Below are 17,966 nucleotides of genomic sequence, written 5' to 3' on the forward strand. Positions count from 1 at the left end.
TGTGCGGCCCGGCATGGCTGAAGCTGATCCACCGATCGAGCTGGATTTCGAGCTGGTCAAGCGCGTACAGCGCGGGGACAGCGCCGCGTTCGACCTGCTGGTGCGCAAGTACCAGCACCGGATCCTGGCGCTGATCGGCCGCTACGTACATGACTGGAGCGAATGCCAGGACGTGGCACAGGACACTTTCATGCGCGCTTACCGCGCCATCGGGAGTTTCCGTGGAGACGCGCAGTTCTATACCTGGCTGCACAGGATCGCCGTGAACACTGCCAAGAACCATCTGGTTGCCCACAACCGCCGCCCGCCCACCGACGATGTCGATGCGTCCGACGCCGAGCAATACGACTCTGGCGCGCGCCTGCGCGACACCGACACGCCCGAGCGTGAGCTCATGCGCCAACAGCTCGAACAGACCGTGATGAAGGCCGTCGCCGCGCTGCCCGAAGAACTGCGCATGGCCATCACCCTACGCGAGGTCGAAGGGCTGAGCTACGACGAGATCGCCGCCAGGATGGGCTGCCCGATCGGCACGGTGCGCTCGCGCATCTTCCGTGCGCGCGATGCGATCGACGTGGAATTGCGGCCGCTGCTCGACACCGACAGCGCCACCCGGGAGCGCGCGCGATGATCGACGATAAATTCCAGCAGCATTACCGCCAGCAGATGTCCGCGTTGATGGACGGCGAGCTGGCACCGGACCAGGCGCGCTTCCTGATGCGGCGCATGGCCGAGGACTCGGAGCTCAACGACACCTGGGAACGCTGGCAGCTGTGCGGTGACGTGCTGCGCGGCCGCGCCCAGGCACCGGCGCCGCAGGGCTTTGCCGAGCGCGTCGCCGCGGCCATCGCCGCGCAGTCCGTACAGCCGGCCGCCAACCAGGAGTTCCGTCGTCCGCGCAACCGCCTGTTGCGTTGGGGCGGTGGGGCGATTGCCGCATCCGTGGCGCTGGTGGCCTTGTTCATGGCCGGCCAGCAGACCAAGCCGCAGGCGAGCGCGCCGGCTTCCGAACTGGCCAGCGTGGCGCCTGTTTTGAACAGTGGGACGCCGCCGGCAACCCCGGTTGCGCCGGTGCAAACGCCCGCTGCCGATGCCGGCGCTGCACTGGCCGGCACCGCAGTCGCCGTGGCCAGCCTGCCGCGCCGGGCCGACGACAGCCGGCGCGGCAGCGCCACGCGCAACCAGCAGGCCGCGCGCGCCACCGCCAGCATCACCCAGCAGGCGCTGGCCGCGGTCAACGCGCCGCCGGCCCGTGCAGCTTCTGCTGAAGTGGCTGCCACGCAGGATCCGTTCGCCGGTGCCCACCTGGGTCAGGCGGCCGCGCGGCCGTGGCCGCGGGCGAACCTGCCGCAGTTCCGCGCGGGCGGGGCCTACAGCGCCGGCTACGCGCCGGGCGAGCAGGCGCCGTACTACCCGTTCCAGCCGCGCCTGAGCGAGTCGCCGGCCAGCGCCACGCCGCCGGCTTCCACGCCGCAACCCTGACTCCGCGCGGCATGCCCACGCATGCCGCCGGCCAGTCGCTTCCTTCCTTTTCCGACGCAGAGGCAAGCAGTCGATGAATGCACATGTCCGTCTTGGCCTGATCGGCCTGGTTTCCCTCACCCTGCCGCTGGCCGCCTGCGCCCAGCAGGGCAGCAACAGCGGCAGCGCCGCCGCGATCGCGCCGACCATCGCGCAGAGCAGCGCCCCGCAGATCGTCACCGGCCTGCCGGACTTCACCCGCCTGGTGGAGCAGGTCGCGCCAGGCGTGGTGAACATCGACGCCACCATCGGCGGTGCCAGCGATGACGCCAGCGCCGAGGACATGCAGTCCGATGACGAAGGCGATGGCCAGGACGGCATGGACCAGTCGCAGATCCCCGAGATCTTCCGCCAGATCTTCGGCCCAGGCATGCAGATGCCGGGGCAGGGCGGCGGTCGCGGCAACGCGCGTCCGCGCGGTGAGTCGATGGGCTCGGGCTTCATCATCTCGCCCGACGGCTACATCATGACCAACAACCACGTGGTCGATGGCTCGGGCAACGTCAAGGTGAAGCTGTCCGACGGTCGCTCGTTCAAGGCCAAGGTGGTCGGCACCGACAAGGGCTACGACGTGGCTCTGCTGAAGATCGAAGCCAAGAACCTGCCCTCGCTGCGTATGGGCGAGTCCAACAACCTCAAGGCCGGTCAGTGGGTGGTGGCGATCGGCTCGCCGTTCGGCCTGGACCACTCGGTCACTGCCGGCGTGGTCAGCGCCACCGGCCGCACCCAGGCTGGCATGGGCGGCACCAACTACGTGCGCTTCATCCAGACCGACGTGGCGATCAACCAGGGCAATTCCGGTGGCCCGCTGCTCAATACCTCCGGTGAAGTGGTCGGCATCAACTCGCAGATCTTTTCCCAGTCCGGCGGCTACATGGGCATCAGCTTCGCGATCCCGATCGACCTGGCCATCAGCGCCGCCGACCAGCTGAAGAAGACCGGCAAGGTCAGTCGCGCGATGCTCGGCGTGTCGATGAACCAGGAAATCAGCGAGGGCATGGCCAAGAAGCTCGGCCTGCCCGACACCAACGGCGTCATGGTCACCACCGTGCAGCCGGGCAGCGGCGCGGACAAGGCGGGCCTCAAGCCGATGGACGTGATCACCGAGTTCAATGGCGAAAAGGTCAGCGACTACTCGGATCTGCCCTCGCGCGTGGCCCCGCTGCCGCCAGGCACCAAGGTCACCCTGACCGTGATTCGTGACGGCAAGCCGCGCAAGGTCGACGTGACCCTGACGGCGCTGGATCAGAAGGCCTTTGAAGCCGCCAGCGGCATGGGCGGTGATCAAGATGCCGACAAGTCGGGCGGCAAGTCGCCGGCCGCGACGCCGAAGGAACTGGGCTTCTCGGTCCAGGCGCTGCCCGATGCCCAGCGCCAGCGCATGGGCCTGGCAGAGGGCGGCGTGGTGATTTCCGGCGTCAGCCGCAGCGTGGCCGAAGACACCGGCCTGGCGCCCGGGTTGGTGGTGCTGCAGGTCAACCGCAGCGCGGTCGCCAGCGTGGCCGACTTCAACAAGGCCGTGGCCGGGGTCAAGAAGGGCGAGGTGCTGATGCTGCTCATCCAGAGCCCGCGCGGCGTCAAGCAGTTCGTGGCCATCACCGTCGGCGGCGAAGGCTGACCGAGACGTCCGGCGCCGGGCCAACGTCCGGCGCAGGCCCGGGTCGCCCAAACGGGCGGCCCGGATGCGGCCATGCGATAATCCTCGTTTGTCCTACGACGGCCACGAGCCGCCGCCCCCATGCCGCCTGAATCACCCGCCTCGATGCGGAACATCCGCAATTTCTCGATCATCGCCCATGTCGACCACGGCAAGTCCACGCTGGCCGACCGCATCATCCAGCTGTGCGGTGGTCTGCAGGCCCGTGAGATGGAGGCGCAGGTGCTCGACTCGAATCCGATCGAGCGCGAGCGCGGCATCACCATCAAGGCCCAGTCCGTGTCCCTGCCGTATACGGCCAAGGACGGGCAGACCTACCAGCTGAATTTCATCGACACCCCCGGCCACGTCGACTTCTCCTATGAAGTCAGCCGCTCGCTGGCCGCCTGCGAAGGCGCGCTGCTGGTGGTCGATGCCGCCCAGGGCGTGGAAGCCCAGTCGGTGGCCAACTGCTACACCGCGGTGGAGCAGGGCCTGGAAGTGGTGCCGGTGCTCAACAAGATCGACCTGCCCACCGCCGACATCGACAAGGCCAAGGCCGAGATCGAGGCGGTGATCGGCATCGATGCTGACGACGCGGTGCCCGTCAGCGCCAAGACCGGCCTGAACGTGGATCTGGTGCTGGAGGCGATCGTCCAGCGCATCCCGCCGCCGGTGCCACGCGACACCGACAAGCTGCAGGCACTGATCATCGACTCGTGGTTCGACAACTACCTGGGCGTGGTCTCGCTGGTGCGCGTGATGCAGGGCGAGATCGGCCCGCGCACCAAGCTGCTGGTGATGTCCACCGGCCGCACGCATGAAGTGGACAAGGTCGGCGTGTTCACGCCCAAGCGCAAGGAGCTGCCCAAGCTCGGTGCCGGCGAAGTGGGCTGGATCACCGCCTCGATCAAGGACGTGCACGGCGCGCCGGTCGGCGACACCCTGACCCTGGCCAGCGATCCGGCGCCCGCGCCACTGCCGGGTTTCCAGGAGATGCAGCCACGCGTGTTCTCCGGCCTGTTCCCGGTCAATGCCGAGGACTATCCGTCCCTGCGCGAGGCGCTGGACAAGCTGCGCCTGAACGACGCGGCCCTGCGCTTCGAGCCGGAAAGCTCAGAGGCGATGGGCTTCGGTTTCCGCTGCGGCTTCCTCGGCATGCTGCACATGGAGATCGTGCAGGAGCGCCTGGAGCGCGAGTACGACCTGGACCTGATCGGCACTGCGCCGACGGTGGTCTACGAAGTGCTCAAGACCGATGGCAGCATCCTCTCGTTGGATAACCCGTCCAAGCTGCCGCAGTCCAACCTGATCGAGGAAGTGCGCGAGCCCATCATCCGCGCCAACATCCTCACGCCCGAGGCCTACATCGGCGCGATCATCAAGCTGTGCGAGGAAAAGCGCGGCGTGCAGATCGGCATCCAGTACCTGGCCAGCCAGGTGCAGATCAGCTACGAGCTGCCGATGGCCGAAGTGGTGCTGGATTTCTTCGACAAGCTCAAGTCCGTATCGCGCGGTTATGCGTCGCTGGATTACTCGTTCCTGCGTTTCCAGGCGGGTCCGTTCGTGCGCCTGGATACGCTGATCAACGGCGACAAGGTCGATGCGTTGAGCCTGATCGTGCACCGCAGCCACGCCGACCGCCGCGGCCGCGAACTGACCGAGAAGATGCGCGAGCTGATCCCACGGCAGATGTTCGACGTGGCCATCCAGGCCGCGGTCGGCGCGCAGATCATCGCCCGCTCGACGGTCAAGGCGATGCGCAAGAACGTGCTGGCCAAGTGCTACGGCGGCGACATCAGCCGCAAGAAGAAACTCTTGGAAAAGCAGAAGGAAGGCAAGAAGCGCATGAAGCAGGTCGGCCGCGTGGAGATTCCGCAGGAAGCCTTCCTGGCCGTGCTGCAGGTGGACAGCAAGTAAGCGAGGCGAAGCGGCCCGCGCGAGATGCGCTGGCCTGGTTCGCAATGTGATCGCCGGGCAGTCCCGGTTCTCCAGTTCTAGGAAAAACGATGGTCTGGTTTGAAACAATCCTGGTGGTGCTCACCCTGCTGACCGGTGTGATCTGGCTGGCCGACAAGCTGTTCCTGGCCAAGCGCCGCGCTGCCAAGGCCGGGCTGCTGGAAGAGGAGCCGGTGCTGGTGGACTACTCCAAGGCCTTCTTCCCGGTGCTGGCGATCGTGCTGATCCTGCGCAGCTTCGTCGCCGAGCCGTACAAGATTCCGTCGGCCTCGATGATGCCCAACCTGCTGATCGGCGATTTCATCCTGGTCAACAAGTTCTCCTACGGCCTGCGCCTGCCGATCACCAACACCAAGTTCGTGCCGCTGGGCGAGCCCAAGCGCGGCGACGTGGTGGTGTTCAAGCCGCCGATGGACCCGGAAAACAACTGGGTCAAGCGCATCGTTGGCCTGCCGGGCGACACCATCAGCTTCACCGGCAACACCTTGTCGGTGAACGGCACCCCGGTGACCTACAAGCCGCTGGGCACCTACGAAGGCCGCGGCCTGCCGCCGGGCAGTGACCGGGTGACCCTGCTGCAGGAAGACCTGCCCGGCCGCACCCACACCCTCTACGAAGACCTGGGTCGTTACACCGGCGAGGGCACCTGGACGGTGCCGGCCGGCCACTATTTCGTGATGGGCGACAATCGTGATAATAGCGAGGACGGCCGTCTGTGGACGGACACGCACTTCCTGCCGGAAGAGAATCTCAGGGGCAAGGCGTTCCTGATCTGGCTCAATTGCGAAGGCTGGTTCTGCAAGAACGGGTTCGATCCGTCCCGCATCGGGCACGGCATCGAGTGATCTGGTGATCCACAAGGGGATGGGGAACAACATGAAGCACAAGCAGAGTGGCATCACGCTGATCGGGTTCTTGATCGTATTGTCCGTGGTTGGATTTGCCGCGTATGTGGGGATGAAGCTGTTCCCGATGTATGAGGAGTATTACTCGCTGAAGATGGCGGCCAAGGGCCTGGCAGACGAGCCCGGCTCGGCCAGCATGGATCCGGCCAAATTGCAGGATCTGCTGTTCCGTCGCCTGGACATCAACTACTCGGAAAGCGTCAAGCCGCAGGACGTGAAGTTCAAGCGCATCGATGCCGGTTGGAACATGCACGTCCAGTACGAGGTGCGTAAGCCGCTGGTGGGCAACCTCGATGTGGTCGGCAAGTTTGAAGTCTCCCAGGACATCACGAAGGGCGGCGGTGGCGAAGGCTGAACCGACCGCCGGCAGTGACCGGATCGGCCATCGTTTCGCCGATCCGCAGCTGCTGGCGCAGGCGCTGACCCATCGCAGCGCCGGCACGCCGCATAACGAGCGGCTGGAATTCCTCGGCGACGGCATCGTCAACCTGCTGATTGCCGAAGTGCTGTTCCAGCGCTGGCCCAAGGCGGATGAGGGCGCGCTCACCCGCGCCCGCGCCGAGCTGGTCCGCGAAGCCTCACTGGCCACCATCGCACGCGAGCTCGACCTCGGCGCCCGCCTGACCATGGGTCCGGGCGAAATGAAGTCCGGCGGCCATCGCCGCGATTCGATCCTGGCCGATGCCGTTGAGGCCATCGTGGCTGCGATCTATCTCGATGCTGGCTTCGAGACCTGCCGCAGCCGCGTGCTGCCGTGGTTCGAATCCGCGCTGGCCGCATTGCCGGTCGGCAAGCCCGAGAAAGACCCCAAGACCCGTCTCCAGGAGTGGCTGCAAGGCAAGCAGAAGCCGCTGCCCACCTACGAGCTGGTCTGCGAATCGGGCGAGGAACACGCCCGCCATTTCCAGGTCCGCTGCAGTACCAGCGACCCCATCCTCTCCGCCGAAGGCGAAGGCAATTCGCGCAGGGTCGCTGAACAGGCCGCTGCGGCCGGTGTCATCAGCCAGCTGCCACGCAGGTAAAGTTGTCCCCATGAATGAGTCCACCTCCCACCGCAGCGGCAGCGTTGCGGTCATCGGCCGTCCCAACGTCGGCAAGTCCACACTGACCAACGCGCTGGTCGGCGCCAAGGTGTCGATCACCTCCAGCCGTCCGCAGACCACGCGCCACCGGTTGCTGGGCATCGCGACCTTCCCGGCCGGGCAGGTTGCGCTGGTTGACACGCCCGGGCTGCACAAGCAGCAGGGCAAGTATTCGGCCTCGGCCATGAGCCGGGTCATGAACCGCGCGGCGCGCGGCGCGCTGGAAGGCGTCGATGCAGGCCTGCTGGTGATCGAGGCCGGCCGCTGGGACGAGACCGACACCCTGGCCTACAACGTGCTCAGCGACACCGGGATCCCGGTGATCCTGGTGATCAACAAGGTCGACCGGCTCAAGGAAAAATCCGAGCTGCTGCCGTTCCTGGCGCAGGTCAGCGAGGGCCGCACCTTCGCTGCCGTGCATCCGATCTCGGCGCTGAAGAAGAACGGCCTGGACGCGCTGGTGCGCGACGTGCTGGCGCAGCTGCCAGAAGCGCCGCCGATGTTCGGCGAGGACGAGATCACCGACCGCAGCGAGCGCTTCCTGGCCGGCGAACTGGTGCGCGAGCAGCTGATGCGCCAGCTCGGTGCCGAACTGCCGTATGCGACCACCACCGAGATCGAGAGCTTCACCGTCGACGGCAACATGCTGCGCATCGGCGCGGTGATCTGGGTCGAGCGCGAAAGCCAGAAGGCGATCGTGATCGGCAAGGGCGGCGCGCGGCTCAAGGATATCGGCAGCAAGGCGCGCCAGCAGATGGAGCACCTGTTCGACCGCAAGGTGTTCCTGGAAACCTGGGTGCGCGTGCGCGAAGGCTGGTCGGACGACGAGACCGCGCTGAAGGCGTTCGGTTACGAATAAGTCCAGCGCGCTGCCCGCAAAAGGCTTCACAGCGAAAGCTGTAACGCCGCTGCTTGCTGGCATCATCGAAGGGCGCTTCCGCCGGGCTTCCGATGCAATTCGACACCACCGCCTTCGTCCTGCACACGCGCCCTTGGCGCGAGACCAGCCTGCTGGTCGAGGTGCTGACGGCTGAGCACGGACGGATGGGTCTGGTCGCGCGCGGCGTGCAGGGGCCGAAGAAGCAGGTGCTGCGTGCGGCCCTGCAGCCGTTGCAGTCCATCCGTCTGGAGGCGCAGCTGCGCGGTGAGCTGGGTCGGCTGGTGTCGGCCGAGGCGCTGGACGCGGCGCCGCGGCTGGAAGGCGAGGCGATGTTGGCCGCCTTCTACGTCAACGAGCTGATCCTGCGGCTGGTGCCGCGCCAGGATCCCTTGCCCGATCTCTATCTGGCCTACGCCAAGGTGCGGGCGCGGCTGGCGCATGGCGATGCGCTGGCCTGGACGCTGCGCCGGTTCGAACGCGATCTGCTGGACGCGCTGGGCTTTGGCATCGCGCTGGACCTGGATGGCGACGGCATGCCGATCGATCCTGCCGCGCGCTATCGCTTCGATCCGGAATACGGGGCACGCCGGTTGCTCAGCGAGCGTGCCGGCGAGCGCCAGTCCGCACCGACCGGACAGGCGCTGCTGGCGCTGGCCGCCGACACGCTGCCCTCGCCCTCGGATCTGGCCGATCTGCGCCGCGCGATGCGCCAGCTGCTGTCACATTACCTGGGGCCGCGCGGCCTGAAATCCTGGGAAATGCTGGCGACCTTGCCGCGTGCGCCCAAGCCGGTTGCTTCCGGTTCCAGCGAAACCTAGCGCCGCATCTTTGTGGTGCCGCTTCAGCGGCGATAGGTTCTGCGACAAAGCCCCACCGCTGCTGATGGCCCGAGGCCACGTAGAGCAGCTCCCACATTGGGTTCAGGCCTACTGCCGCGTCTGCTGCCAGGCATCGTCGAATTCGGCCTGGCCCGCCAGATCGGGAAGGCTCGCATCCAGTACCTGCGCGGCCGCCTGCAGGCGCGCGGCCCCGACGAAGCCGGTGCTGGCGCGCAGCCGGTGCAGCTGCTGGTGCGCGGCGGCCCAGTCGCCTTCGGAAAGCGCCGCATGGATCGCGGTCGCCTGCGCGTCCAGCTCCTGAAGGAACAGTCCGCGCAGCGTCTGCAGATGGGTGGCGTTGCCGCCCAGCGCGTTCAGCGCGGTGGCGTCGTCCCACACGGGTAAGTCATTGCTGCAGGCGCGCACGGCCGCGGCGGGCAGGGGGATGTCGATCTCCAGCACGCCCAGCACCGCCTGGCGCAGCGCCGCGGCAGTGACCGGCTTGACCACCACGGCGGCGAACCCAGCCGCGCACAGGGCGGCATGCAGCGCGGGCGAATGGTCGGCGGTATGGGCCAGCGCCGGCAGGGTGGGCTGGCGTTGGCGCAGGCGCTGCAGGAGGTCTTCGCCGCGGCCGTCTGGCAGGTTGGCGTCGATCAGGCACAGGTCGAAGGCCTCGGCCAGGCCCAGGGCTTCAGCTTGGCTGCGGGCGCAGGCGACCGTGGCGGGCAGGGCCTCCAGCGCCACGCGCATGAATTCGGTGGTGGTGGGGTCGTCCTCGACCAGCAGGATGCGGGGTGTCATGTCCGAAAAATCCTCCCTGAAAGCTCACGGCCTGGCCAGTGGGCGCCCACGCCGGTCGCCGCCCCCGGCGCATCTGCGACAATACGCGATTCCCTGCACGCAGCCAGACCGCCACGTGGCCCGTTCCCCGCGCATCGACAAGACCCCGTTTGAACTCGCCATCCACGACCTGAGCCACGACGGCCGCGGCGTGGCCCGTCGCCCCTCGGCCGTGGAAGGCGAATCCGGCAAGGCCGTGTTCGTCGCCGGCGCCCTGCCAGGCGAGCGCGTGCTGGTCGAACAGACCGCCCGCAGCCGCCACTTCGACGAAGCGCGCACGCTGGAGGTGCTGGAGGCCTCGCCCGATCGCGTCACCCCGCGTTGCCCGCACTTCGGCACCTGCGGCGGCTGCGTGCTGCAGCACCTGGACGAGACCAAGCAGATCGCCGCCAAGCAGCACACGCTGATGGAAAACCTGGAGCGCATCGGCCACGTCACGCCCGAATCGGTGCTGCCGGCGCTGTGCGAAGGCAGCTGGGGCTATCGCCGCAAGGGCCGCTTCTCGGTGCGCCGGGTCGAGAAGAAGGACAAGACGCTGGTCGGCTTCCGCGAGCAGGACCCGCGCTTCGTCGCCGACCTGCGCGAGTGCCACACCGTGATCCCAGAGATCGGCTTCAAGATCGAGGCGCTCGGCCAGCTGGTCGACAGCCTGGACGGACGCGCCGACATCCCGCAGATCGAGTTCATCGCCGGCGATGACGCCATCGCCTTCGTCGTGCGCCACCTCAATCCGCTCAACGCCGCGGACCTGGACAAGCTCACCGCCTTCGCGAAGGAACAGAACTTCGCGATCTTCCTGCAGCCCGGCGGCAACCACACCGTGCATCCGCTGTGGCCGCACGAGGTGCCGCTGTCGTTTCGCCTGGCGCCGTGGGACGTGGAACTGGCGTTCCGGCCGCTGGACTTCATCCAGGTCAACGCCAAGCTCAACGAGAAGATGATCGCCCACGCCTTCAGCCTGCTGGATCCGCAGCCGGGCGAGCGCGTGCTGGACCTGTTCTGCGGCCTGGGCAATTTCACCCTGCCGCTGGCGCGGCTGGTGGGCGAAGTCGTCGGCGTGGAAGGCGAGGCCGGCCTGGTCGCGCGTGCGCAGGAAAACGCCACCCGCAACGGCCTGGCCAACGCGCAGTTCTTCGCCGCCGACCTGACCCAGGACCAGCGCAACGCGCCGTGGATGAAGCAGGGCTTCGACAAGCTGCTGCTGGACCCGCCGCGCTCGGGCGCGATCGACGTGCTCAAGCAGCTGCCGCTGAAAAAGTTCAACCGCATCGTCTACGTCAGCTGCCATCCGGGCTCGCTTGCGCGTGATGCCGGCTACCTGGTCAACGAGTGCGGCTTCCGGCTGGTCAGCGCCGGGGTGATGGACATGTTCCCGCATACCGCGCACGTGGAATCGATCGCGCTGTTCGAGCGCTGAAACCCGCCGCTTGGCTAGCGTTCCGGTAACGGGCGCTGGTCTAGGCTATCGGCCCGGCGTTGCCGGGCCTTTCTTCATCTGGTGCCGCACATGGGTCTGGAAATCGAACGCAAGTTCCTGTTGGCCGACGACGGCTGGCGCGCCGCGGCGCACCGGGCGATCCCGATGGCGCAGGGCTATCTCAACGATCTGTCGGTGGTCGCCGGCGGCGCGCAGAAGGCCTCGGTGCGCGTGCGCATCGAAGGCGAGACCGCCGCGCTCAACCTCAAATCCCGCGAGACCGGCCACACCCGCCAGGAATTCGAGTATTCGATTCCCGTCGCCGACGCGCAGGCGCTGCTCAAGCTGTGCGTGGGCGGTCTGGTCGAGAAGACCCGGCACCTGGTGCAGGTCGGCGCGCACCTGTGGGAAATCGATGAATTCGCCGGTGACAACGCCGGGCTGGTGGTGGCCGAGATCGAGCTGGACCACGCCGATGAGGCCTTCGAATGCCCGGCCTGGCTGGGCCGGCAGGTGACCGACAGCCTGCGCTATTACAATCTGGCCCTGGCCGATCGCCCGTTTTCGCAGTGGAGCGAGGACGAGCGCACCGCGGCCGACGTCGGATAAGGACCGCTTTACATGCTTGCAATCGGCATCGCCGGCACCGAACTGGCCACCCACGAGCACCACTGGCTGCAGCACGACGCCGTGGCCGGGGTGGTGCTGTTCGCGCGCAATTTCGCCTCGCGCCAGCAGGTGACCCAGCTGTGCGCGGCGATCCGCGCCGCCACGGCGCGTCCGCTGCTGATCTGCGTCGACCAGGAAGGCGGCCGCGTGCAGCGCTTCCGCGACGGTTACGCCGCGCTGCCGCCGCTGGAGGTGTTCGGCGCGCAGTACGCCACCGACCCGAAAGGTGCACTCGAACAGGCCCACGACCACGCCTGGCTGATGGCCAGCGAGGTGCGCGCCAGCGGCGTGGACCTGAGCTTCGCGCCGGTGGTGGACCTGGGTCGCGGCAACAAGGCGATCGGCAGCCGCGCCTTCCACGCCGATCCGCACGTGGTGGCCGAATTCACCCGCGCCTATGTGCGCGGCATGCATGACGCCGACATGGCGGCCACGCTCAAACACTTTCCCGGCCACGGCACGGTTGCCGAAGACACGCATTTCGACAACGCCACTGACCCGCGTCCGCTGGCCGTGCTGCAGGCCGAGGACCTGGTGCCGTTCGGCGCCGGCATCGACGCCGGCGCCGATGCGGTGATGCTGGCGCACGTGGTGTATCCGGCCGTCGCGCCGGAGCCTGCGGGCTATTCGCCGCGCTGGATCGAGCTGTTGCGGCAGGAAATGGGGTTCCGCGGGGTGGTGTTCTCCGACGATATCTCGATGGCCGCCGCCCATTCGGCCGGTGGCGTCGCCCAGCGCGTCGCGCTGCACCTGGATGCCGGCTGCGATGTCGTGCTGGCCTGCCAGCCGGACGTGGTCGAAGACGCCTTGCGTGCGGTCGAAGGCCGCGCCCTCAATACCGCCGCGCTGATCGGACTGATCGGCCGCGGGCCCCGCGCGTGGGAAGGCCTGCTGGCCGATACGCGCTACGAATCCGCGCTTTCGCGCCTGCCATCTTCCAAGGGAACCGCCTGATGTCCGACACCGCCCCCACCATCCGCCAGGCCCTGGCCAACGCCGACCTGCTGGTGGACCGCCCCACGCTGGACGCGGCCATCGCCAAAATGGCCGACGCCATCGCCGCCGACTACGCCGGCGAAGTGCCGGTGTTCCTGACCATCATGCACGGCGGCCTGCCGTTCGCCGGCCAGCTCTCGCTGGAGCTGGGCGCGCGCGCGCTGGATCTGCAGTACGACTATCTGCACGCCACCCGCTACCGCGGCGAGACCGAAGGCGGCGAGCTGGTCTGGAAGCACCGCCCGGCCACCGCGCTATACGGCCGCCGCGTGCTGCTGGTCGATGACATTCTTGACGAGGGCCACACCCTGCTCAACGTGCGCCAGTGGTGCCTGGAGCAGGGCGCCACCGACGTGCGCATCGCGGCGATGACGGTCAAGGACCACGACCGCTGCGTGCCGGGCATCAAGGCCGACTACGTCGGCGTGACCGTGCCGGACCGCTACGTGTTCGGCTTTGGCATGGACGTGCACGAGCTCCTGCGCAACCTGCCGGCGATCTATGCGATGAAGGAACCCAAGTGAGCCAGCACATCGACCTGGCTGTCATCGGCGGGACCGGCGTCTACAAGCTGGCCACGCTGGACGATGTCGAGACCCGCCACGTCGAGACGCCCTACGGCGCGCCGTCCGGCCCGGTCCGGGTCGGCACCGTGCTGGGCAAGCGCGTGGCCTTCCTGGCGCGCCATGGCGAAGGCCATTCGCTGCCCCCTCACAAGGTGAACTACCGCGCCAACCTGGCCGCGCTCAAGCAGCTCGGCGCCACCCGCGTGCTGGCGCTCAACACCGTCGGCGGCATCACGGAAGCGTACGGCCCGCGCGCGCTGGCCTGCCCGGACCAGGTGATCGACTACACCTGGGGCCGCATCTCCACGCTGTGCGAGGAAGGCGGCGACGTGCTGCACGTGGACTTCGGCGATCCTTACACGCCGATGCTCCGCCACAAGATCCTCGCCGCCGCGCGCGTCACCGGCGTCACCGTCGTGGACGGCGGCTGCTACGGCGCCACCCAGGGCCCGCGCCTGGAAACCAAGGCCGAAATCGCCCGCATGAAGCGCGACGGCTGCGACCTGGTCGGCATGACCGGCATGCCCGAAACCGGCCTGGCCCGCGAGCTGGGCCTGGACTACGCCTGCCTGGCCATCGTCGCCAACTGGGCCGCCGGCTGCGGCACCGGCGAGGAGATCACCATGGCCGAAGTGCTGGCCAATGTGGAGGCCGCTTCGGCCGGCATGGCCGAGCTGGTGGGCGAACTCGCACGCGGGTGATTGTCAACGCGGTCGTATGTTTTGCATACTCGGGAAGTACGGCTGCCCAGCCGTGCCACCACCAATCGATCCAATCTGGGGAAACAAAGAGCTATGCCGTACGGTACCGTCAAGTGGTTCAACGATGCGAAGGGCTTCGGATTCATCGCGCCGGAAGATGGCAGCGCCGATGTCTTTGCACATCACACCGCCATCAACGCCAAGGGCTTCCGCACCCTGCAGGAAGGTCAGCGCGTGAGCTATGAAGTGACGCAGGGCCCGAAGGGCGCACAGGCGTCCAACATCGTCCCGGCCGCCTGAACAAGCCGAACGAAACAGATTTTCTTGAACCCCGCTTCGGCGGGGTTTTTTATTGCGCGCGATTTGAGCTAGGTCGCCAGAAGATTGGTGCTGCCATGTCGCTTTGCTGGGCAATGTCGCTTCGTTTGAGGTGCGTATGCAGTTCGAAGTTGCCGGCGAACGAACTCCGGTACGAGTCGTCTCGCAGTGAAGTCGATGTAACCGCAACGAATGATGCGTCGCGATGTCGACGTGTGTCGTATGTCGTCGCGTTGCGTTGAACGCTGGAGATATGGGCTCGCTAATTTCCCGTTAAGCCGTTGGTTGGGAGGCGTTAAACCGCGGCGATCTCATACACGTCCTGTCGCAAGGCGGGAACGCAACGATTCGGGGAATAAGTTGATGAAGAACAAACAAAGCTTGCGCAAGAAGATGCTGAGCCGCGCAGTCGTGTCCATCCTGCTGGGTGCGGCAGTGGTCCCGTCGACGCTTTACGCACAGTCCACCACCGGTACCGTCTACGGCACCGTACCGGCTGGCACGACCGTGGTGGTCACCAGCCAGACCGGCCTGACCCGCACCGTGTCGGTCGATGCCAATGGCCGCTATTCGCTCGCTGCGTTGCCGGTCGGCACGTACAAGGTTGAACTTCGACAGGGCGACAAGGTCGTCGACACGCGCGAGAACGTGGCGCTGCGCGTGGGCAGCAGCACCGAAGTGAGCTTCGGCGCTGCCGGTGCCTCCGATGCGACCGATCTTGGCGCAGTGACCGTGACTGCGGCCAATGTGCCGTCCATCGACGTCACCTCGACCAGCTCGCGTTCGGTGATCACCTCCGAGCAGCTGGATGTGCTGCCGCTGGGCCGCAGCGCCGAATCCATCGCCCTGCTGGCGCCTGGCTCCGTCGCCGGTAGCGGTGCATTTGGCAATGGTTCGCGCTCGGTCGTGTCCTTCGGCGGCTCCGGCGTGACCGAGAACGCTTACTACATCAACGGCTACAACGCGAGCAATCCGCTGAGCAACCTGGGCGGTGTGAGCCTGCCCTACGGCGCGATCGACCAGCAGGAAACCTACACGGGCGGCTACAGTGCCAAGTACGGTCGTTCCACCGGCGGCGTGATCAGCCAGGTCGGCAAGAGCGGCACCAACGAATGGCATTACGGTTTCCAGACCACCTGGGCGCCGGACTCGCTGGCGAGCTCGCCGGGCGACATCTGGTACCCCAGCGCTTCGCTGGCAGATGGCTACGGCTACGAAAATGAGAGCCTGCCGGGCACGATGTATCGCAGCCGCAGTGGCGACACCCAGACCAACACCACCTACAGCGCGTACGTGGGTGGTCCACTGATCAAAGACAAGCTCTTCATCTTCTTGGCGGGTGAGTCGGACAAGACCGACGGCGTATCGACCAACTCCAGCGAGAGCAGCGTCCAGGCGCGGAACCACTACGATTACAGCTCGCCGAAGTTCTACGGCAAGATCGACTGGAACATCAACGACAACAACGTGCTGGAATACACGCGTATCCAGAACACGGACCGTCGTGCCGGTTACTACACCTCGTACGACTACGACACGCAGAGCGAAGGCGATCGCACCGGGACCTATCCGGATACCTACAAGCTCAAGGACACCTACGACATCTTCAAGTACACCGGTTACATCACCGATGACTTGACCTTGAGCGCGACCTACGGACGCAGCACCGAGCAGGACTACCAAAAGAATCCGCTCGCTTCGGACCTGCCGTACATCAGCGGCGTGACCAACCAGGATCCGTCGATCACCGGTGGCACCTCGATCACCAACGATCAGACCAGCACCCAGATCAAGGATGCCAACGCCAGCAGCAAGACCCGTGGCCTGCGCGTCGAGTTGAACTACCACGTCGGCGACCACGACCTGACCGCCGGCATCGACAACATGTACTACAACGCCTACGACGAGGGCGTCAGCACCAGTGGTCCGGGCTACCTTTGGATCTACAGCAAGGCGTCCGATCCGACCGCCGCGATCTCGCCCAACTTGGGCGTTGGTGCGGCAGGCGGCGACGGCTACTACGTGCAGAAGTACATCTTCCAGACCACCACCAGCATGGCGGTCGAGCAGAAGGCGTTCTATCTGGAAGACCGCTGGCAGGTCAGCGACAACTGGCTGTTGAGCATCGGTCTGCGCAACGACAAATTCACCAACTTCAACAGCGATCACGTCGCCTATGTCGACAGTGGTGACCAGTGGGCTCCGCGTCTGGGCGCCAGTTGGGATGTGTTTGGTGATTCGTCGTTCAAGGTATTCGCCAACCTGGGTCGTTACTACCTGGCGCTGCCCAACAGCGTGGCGATTCGCGGTGCTTCGGCCTCCACTTATACCCGTGAATACTTCACCTACACCGGTATCGACGCCAACGGCGAGCCGACCGGCCTGACCGCACTGGGCCCGGGCCCGGTGTCGAGCAACGGCGAATACGGCACCGCGCCGGATCCGAACTCGTTCGCGCCGACCGACCTGCAGTCGCAGTATCAGGATGAGCTGATCTTCGGCTTCGAGAAGACCATTGGCGACAAATGGAACTCGGGTGCCAAGTTCACCTACCGCAAGCTGCAGTCGGCGATTGACGACGTCTGCGATACCGACAAGCTGGCCGACAAGATCGATGCGAACGGCGGCGATTCGTCGAACGTGGACATCCCCGGCTGCGTGATGTTCAACCCGGGCAAGACCAACACCTACAACCTGGCTAACCTGGATGGCAGTGGCTACACCACGGTGAAGATGTCGGCCGCTGACTGGGGTTTCTCCAGCGACGGTGCAAAGCGCAGCTACGTGGGCGTGGACCTGTTCCTGGAGCATCCGTTCGACAACAACTGGTATGCGCGCGTCGATTACACCTGGTCGCACAGCTACGGCAACACCGAAGGTCAGGTGAAGTCGGACATCGGCCAGACCGACGTGTCCAAGACCCAGGACTGGGATGCGGCCGCGCTGATGTACTACGCGGGCGGTGACCTGGCCAACGATCGTCGCCATCAGCTGAAGGCGTTCGGCGCGTACCAGTTCACGCCTGAGTGGATGGCCTCGGCCACGCTGAAGGTCGCTTCGGGCATGCCGAAGTCCTGCCTGGGCTACTTCGGCACCGATGAGTCGGATCCGATCAGCTACGGCTCGTCCTACCACTACTGTGGTGGCAGCCCGTCGCGTCCGGGTGACGCGGGTCGCCTGCCGTGGACGACGATCGTCGACCTGGGCCTGACCTACCGTCCGGCCTTTGCCGACCACAAGCTGGCCTTCGGCCTGCAGGTGTTCAATGCCCTCAACCAGCGCAAGCCGGTGCAGATCGACGCCACGTACGAAACCGATCCCTACACGGTGTCTAACACCTACGGCATCGGCACGTACTACACCCAGCCGCGCTACGTCCGCCTGTCGGCGTCGTATGACTTCTGATCGAAGCTGATCAGCATTAACGCGCTCCTGCGGAAGCAGGAGCGTTTCGCGACCTGCAGTATCCAGGCCCCGGCATTGCCGGGGCCTTTTTTGTTTCCTAGCCGCACACCGTCATCGGGCGAAACCTGACGTCGCGGAGGGTGAGTCAGCTTTCTCGGACGCCTGCATGCTGGTGGAACAGATGGTTGCGGCGATCCGGGCTACCGTTCGGGGGCCGCGCACGCCACCTTGATGGCATCCGAAGGAGCAA

17 protein-coding genes are annotated in these 17,966 nt (G+C 66.3%); 16 read left to right on the plus strand and 1 reads right to left on the minus strand.

The annotated features are described in order from the left end of the window. The first annotated feature begins 13 nt into the window (after positions 1-13). From rpoE to recO, 9 genes are all read left to right on the plus strand, one after another. A complete protein-coding gene (gene rpoE / locus BMZ17_RS03645; RefSeq protein ID WP_093135919.1) occupies positions 14-631 on the plus strand; it encodes an RNA polymerase sigma factor RpoE in 618 nt (205 codons plus the stop codon). Further along, complete coding sequence (locus BMZ17_RS03650; protein ID WP_093135923.1) at positions 628-1,482, plus strand: sigma-E factor negative regulatory protein; 855 nt, start codon at positions 628-630, stop codon at positions 1,480-1,482. Before rpoE ends, BMZ17_RS03650 begins: the two co-directional genes overlap by 4 nt. A gap of 73 nt (positions 1,483-1,555) precedes the next feature. Beyond that, the gene (locus BMZ17_RS03655) at positions 1,556-3,139 is read left to right on the plus strand and encodes a Do family serine endopeptidase (protein ID WP_093135927.1); all 1,584 of its coding nucleotides are present in this window, start codon (positions 1,556-1,558) and stop codon (positions 3,137-3,139) included. A gap of 144 nt (positions 3,140-3,283) precedes the next feature. After that, positions 3,284-5,077 carry a translation elongation factor 4 gene (gene lepA / locus BMZ17_RS03660; protein WP_093136006.1) on the plus strand — a complete coding sequence of 598 codons (1,794 nt, stop codon included), beginning with the start codon at positions 3,284-3,286 and terminating at the stop codon, positions 5,075-5,077. Positions 5,078-5,166: 89 nt separating this feature from the next. Next, positions 5,167-5,961 (plus strand): signal peptidase I, encoded by a 795-nt coding sequence (gene lepB, locus BMZ17_RS03665; protein ID WP_093136009.1) that lies wholly within the window; start codon positions 5,167-5,169, stop codon positions 5,959-5,961. A gap of 31 nt (positions 5,962-5,992) precedes the next feature. Further along, positions 5,993-6,376, plus strand: a complete 384-nt coding sequence (locus BMZ17_RS03670) for a DUF4845 domain-containing protein (protein WP_093138020.1) — start codon at positions 5,993-5,995, stop codon at positions 6,374-6,376. Continuing rightward, positions 6,363-7,043 (plus strand): ribonuclease III, encoded by a 681-nt coding sequence (gene rnc, locus BMZ17_RS03675; protein WP_093136012.1) that lies wholly within the window; start codon positions 6,363-6,365, stop codon positions 7,041-7,043. Before BMZ17_RS03670 ends, rnc begins: the two co-directional genes overlap by 14 nt. A gap of 10 nt (positions 7,044-7,053) precedes the next feature. After that, the gene (gene era / locus BMZ17_RS03680) at positions 7,054-7,962 is read left to right on the plus strand and encodes a GTPase Era (RefSeq protein ID WP_093136015.1); all 909 of its coding nucleotides are present in this window, start codon (positions 7,054-7,056) and stop codon (positions 7,960-7,962) included. Positions 7,963-8,054: 92 nt separating this feature from the next. Next, entirely contained in the window at positions 8,055-8,801 is a 747-nt protein-coding gene (gene recO, locus BMZ17_RS03685) for a DNA repair protein RecO (RefSeq protein ID WP_093136019.1), read from the plus strand. A 108-nt stretch (positions 8,802-8,909) separates the two neighbouring features. On the opposite strand, the gene BMZ17_RS03690 is transcribed toward recO, so the two are convergent. Continuing rightward, on the minus strand, positions 8,910-9,605 hold the full coding sequence (locus BMZ17_RS03690) for a response regulator (RefSeq protein ID WP_093136022.1): 696 nt from the start codon (positions 9,603-9,605) through the stop codon (positions 8,910-8,912). A gap of 115 nt (positions 9,606-9,720) precedes the next feature. Between BMZ17_RS03690 and rlmD the strand changes: the two genes are divergently transcribed. From rlmD to BMZ17_RS03725, 7 genes are all read left to right on the plus strand, one after another. Beyond that, a complete protein-coding gene (gene rlmD, locus BMZ17_RS03695; protein WP_093136025.1) occupies positions 9,721-11,061 on the plus strand; it encodes a 23S rRNA (uracil(1939)-C(5))-methyltransferase RlmD in 1,341 nt (446 codons plus the stop codon). Positions 11,062-11,151: 90 nt separating this feature from the next. Continuing rightward, positions 11,152-11,670: a CYTH domain-containing protein gene (locus BMZ17_RS03700; RefSeq protein WP_093136028.1), complete on the plus strand. Its 519-nt coding sequence runs from the start codon at positions 11,152-11,154 to the stop codon at positions 11,668-11,670. Positions 11,671-11,682: 12 nt separating this feature from the next. Continuing rightward, positions 11,683-12,684, plus strand: a complete 1,002-nt coding sequence (nagZ, locus tag BMZ17_RS03705; RefSeq protein ID WP_093136031.1) for a beta-N-acetylhexosaminidase — start codon at positions 11,683-11,685, stop codon at positions 12,682-12,684. Next, positions 12,684-13,250 carry a hypoxanthine-guanine phosphoribosyltransferase gene (locus BMZ17_RS03710; RefSeq protein WP_093136034.1) on the plus strand — a complete coding sequence of 189 codons (567 nt, stop codon included), beginning with the start codon at positions 12,684-12,686 and terminating at the stop codon, positions 13,248-13,250. Before nagZ ends, BMZ17_RS03710 begins: the two co-directional genes overlap by 1 nt. Then, entirely contained in the window at positions 13,247-13,993 is a 747-nt protein-coding gene (locus tag BMZ17_RS03715) for an S-methyl-5'-thioinosine phosphorylase (RefSeq protein ID WP_093136038.1), read from the plus strand. Before BMZ17_RS03710 ends, BMZ17_RS03715 begins: the two co-directional genes overlap by 4 nt. A 93-nt stretch (positions 13,994-14,086) precedes the next feature. Further along, positions 14,087-14,293, plus strand: coding sequence for a cold-shock protein (locus BMZ17_RS03720; protein ID WP_093136041.1), 207 nt, complete (start codon positions 14,087-14,089; stop codon positions 14,291-14,293). Between the two features lie 381 nt (positions 14,294-14,674). Further along, positions 14,675-17,716, plus strand: a complete 3,042-nt coding sequence (locus BMZ17_RS03725) for a TonB-dependent receptor (protein WP_093136044.1) — start codon at positions 14,675-14,677, stop codon at positions 17,714-17,716. Positions 17,717-17,966 lie beyond the last annotated feature (250 nt).

Origin of the sequence: Pseudoxanthomonas sp. GM95 (assembly GCF_900109775.1) — a bacterium.
GTDB lineage: Bacteria > Pseudomonadota > Gammaproteobacteria > Xanthomonadales > Xanthomonadaceae > Pseudoxanthomonas_A.

Excerpts from the sequence above, each read along its gene's own strand:
- rpoE (WP_093135919.1), top strand. The coding sequence starts at position 14 with ATGGCTGAAGCTGATCCACCGATCGAGCTGGATTTCGAGCTGGTCAAG.
- BMZ17_RS03650 (WP_093135923.1), top strand. The coding sequence starts at position 628 with ATGATCGACGATAAATTCCAGCAGCATTACCGCCAGCAGATGTCCGCG.
- BMZ17_RS03655 (WP_093135927.1), top strand. The coding sequence starts at position 1,556 with ATGAATGCACATGTCCGTCTTGGCCTGATCGGCCTGGTTTCCCTCACC.
- lepA (WP_093136006.1), top strand. The coding sequence starts at position 3,284 with ATGCGGAACATCCGCAATTTCTCGATCATCGCCCATGTCGACCACGGC.
- lepB (WP_093136009.1), top strand. The coding sequence starts at position 5,167 with ATGGTCTGGTTTGAAACAATCCTGGTGGTGCTCACCCTGCTGACCGGT.
- BMZ17_RS03670 (WP_093138020.1), top strand. The coding sequence starts at position 5,993 with ATGAAGCACAAGCAGAGTGGCATCACGCTGATCGGGTTCTTGATCGTA.
- era (WP_093136015.1), top strand. The coding sequence starts at position 7,054 with ATGAATGAGTCCACCTCCCACCGCAGCGGCAGCGTTGCGGTCATCGGC.
- recO (WP_093136019.1), top strand. The coding sequence starts at position 8,055 with ATGCAATTCGACACCACCGCCTTCGTCCTGCACACGCGCCCTTGGCGC.
- BMZ17_RS03690 (WP_093136022.1), bottom strand. The coding sequence starts at position 9,605 with ATGACACCCCGCATCCTGCTGGTCGAGGACGACCCCACCACCACCGAA.
- BMZ17_RS03700 (WP_093136028.1), top strand. The coding sequence starts at position 11,152 with ATGGGTCTGGAAATCGAACGCAAGTTCCTGTTGGCCGACGACGGCTGG.
- nagZ (WP_093136031.1), top strand. The coding sequence starts at position 11,683 with ATGCTTGCAATCGGCATCGCCGGCACCGAACTGGCCACCCACGAGCAC.
- BMZ17_RS03710 (WP_093136034.1), top strand. The coding sequence starts at position 12,684 with ATGTCCGACACCGCCCCCACCATCCGCCAGGCCCTGGCCAACGCCGAC.
- BMZ17_RS03720 (WP_093136041.1), top strand. The coding sequence starts at position 14,087 with ATGCCGTACGGTACCGTCAAGTGGTTCAACGATGCGAAGGGCTTCGGA.
- BMZ17_RS03725 (WP_093136044.1), top strand. The coding sequence starts at position 14,675 with ATGAAGAACAAACAAAGCTTGCGCAAGAAGATGCTGAGCCGCGCAGTC.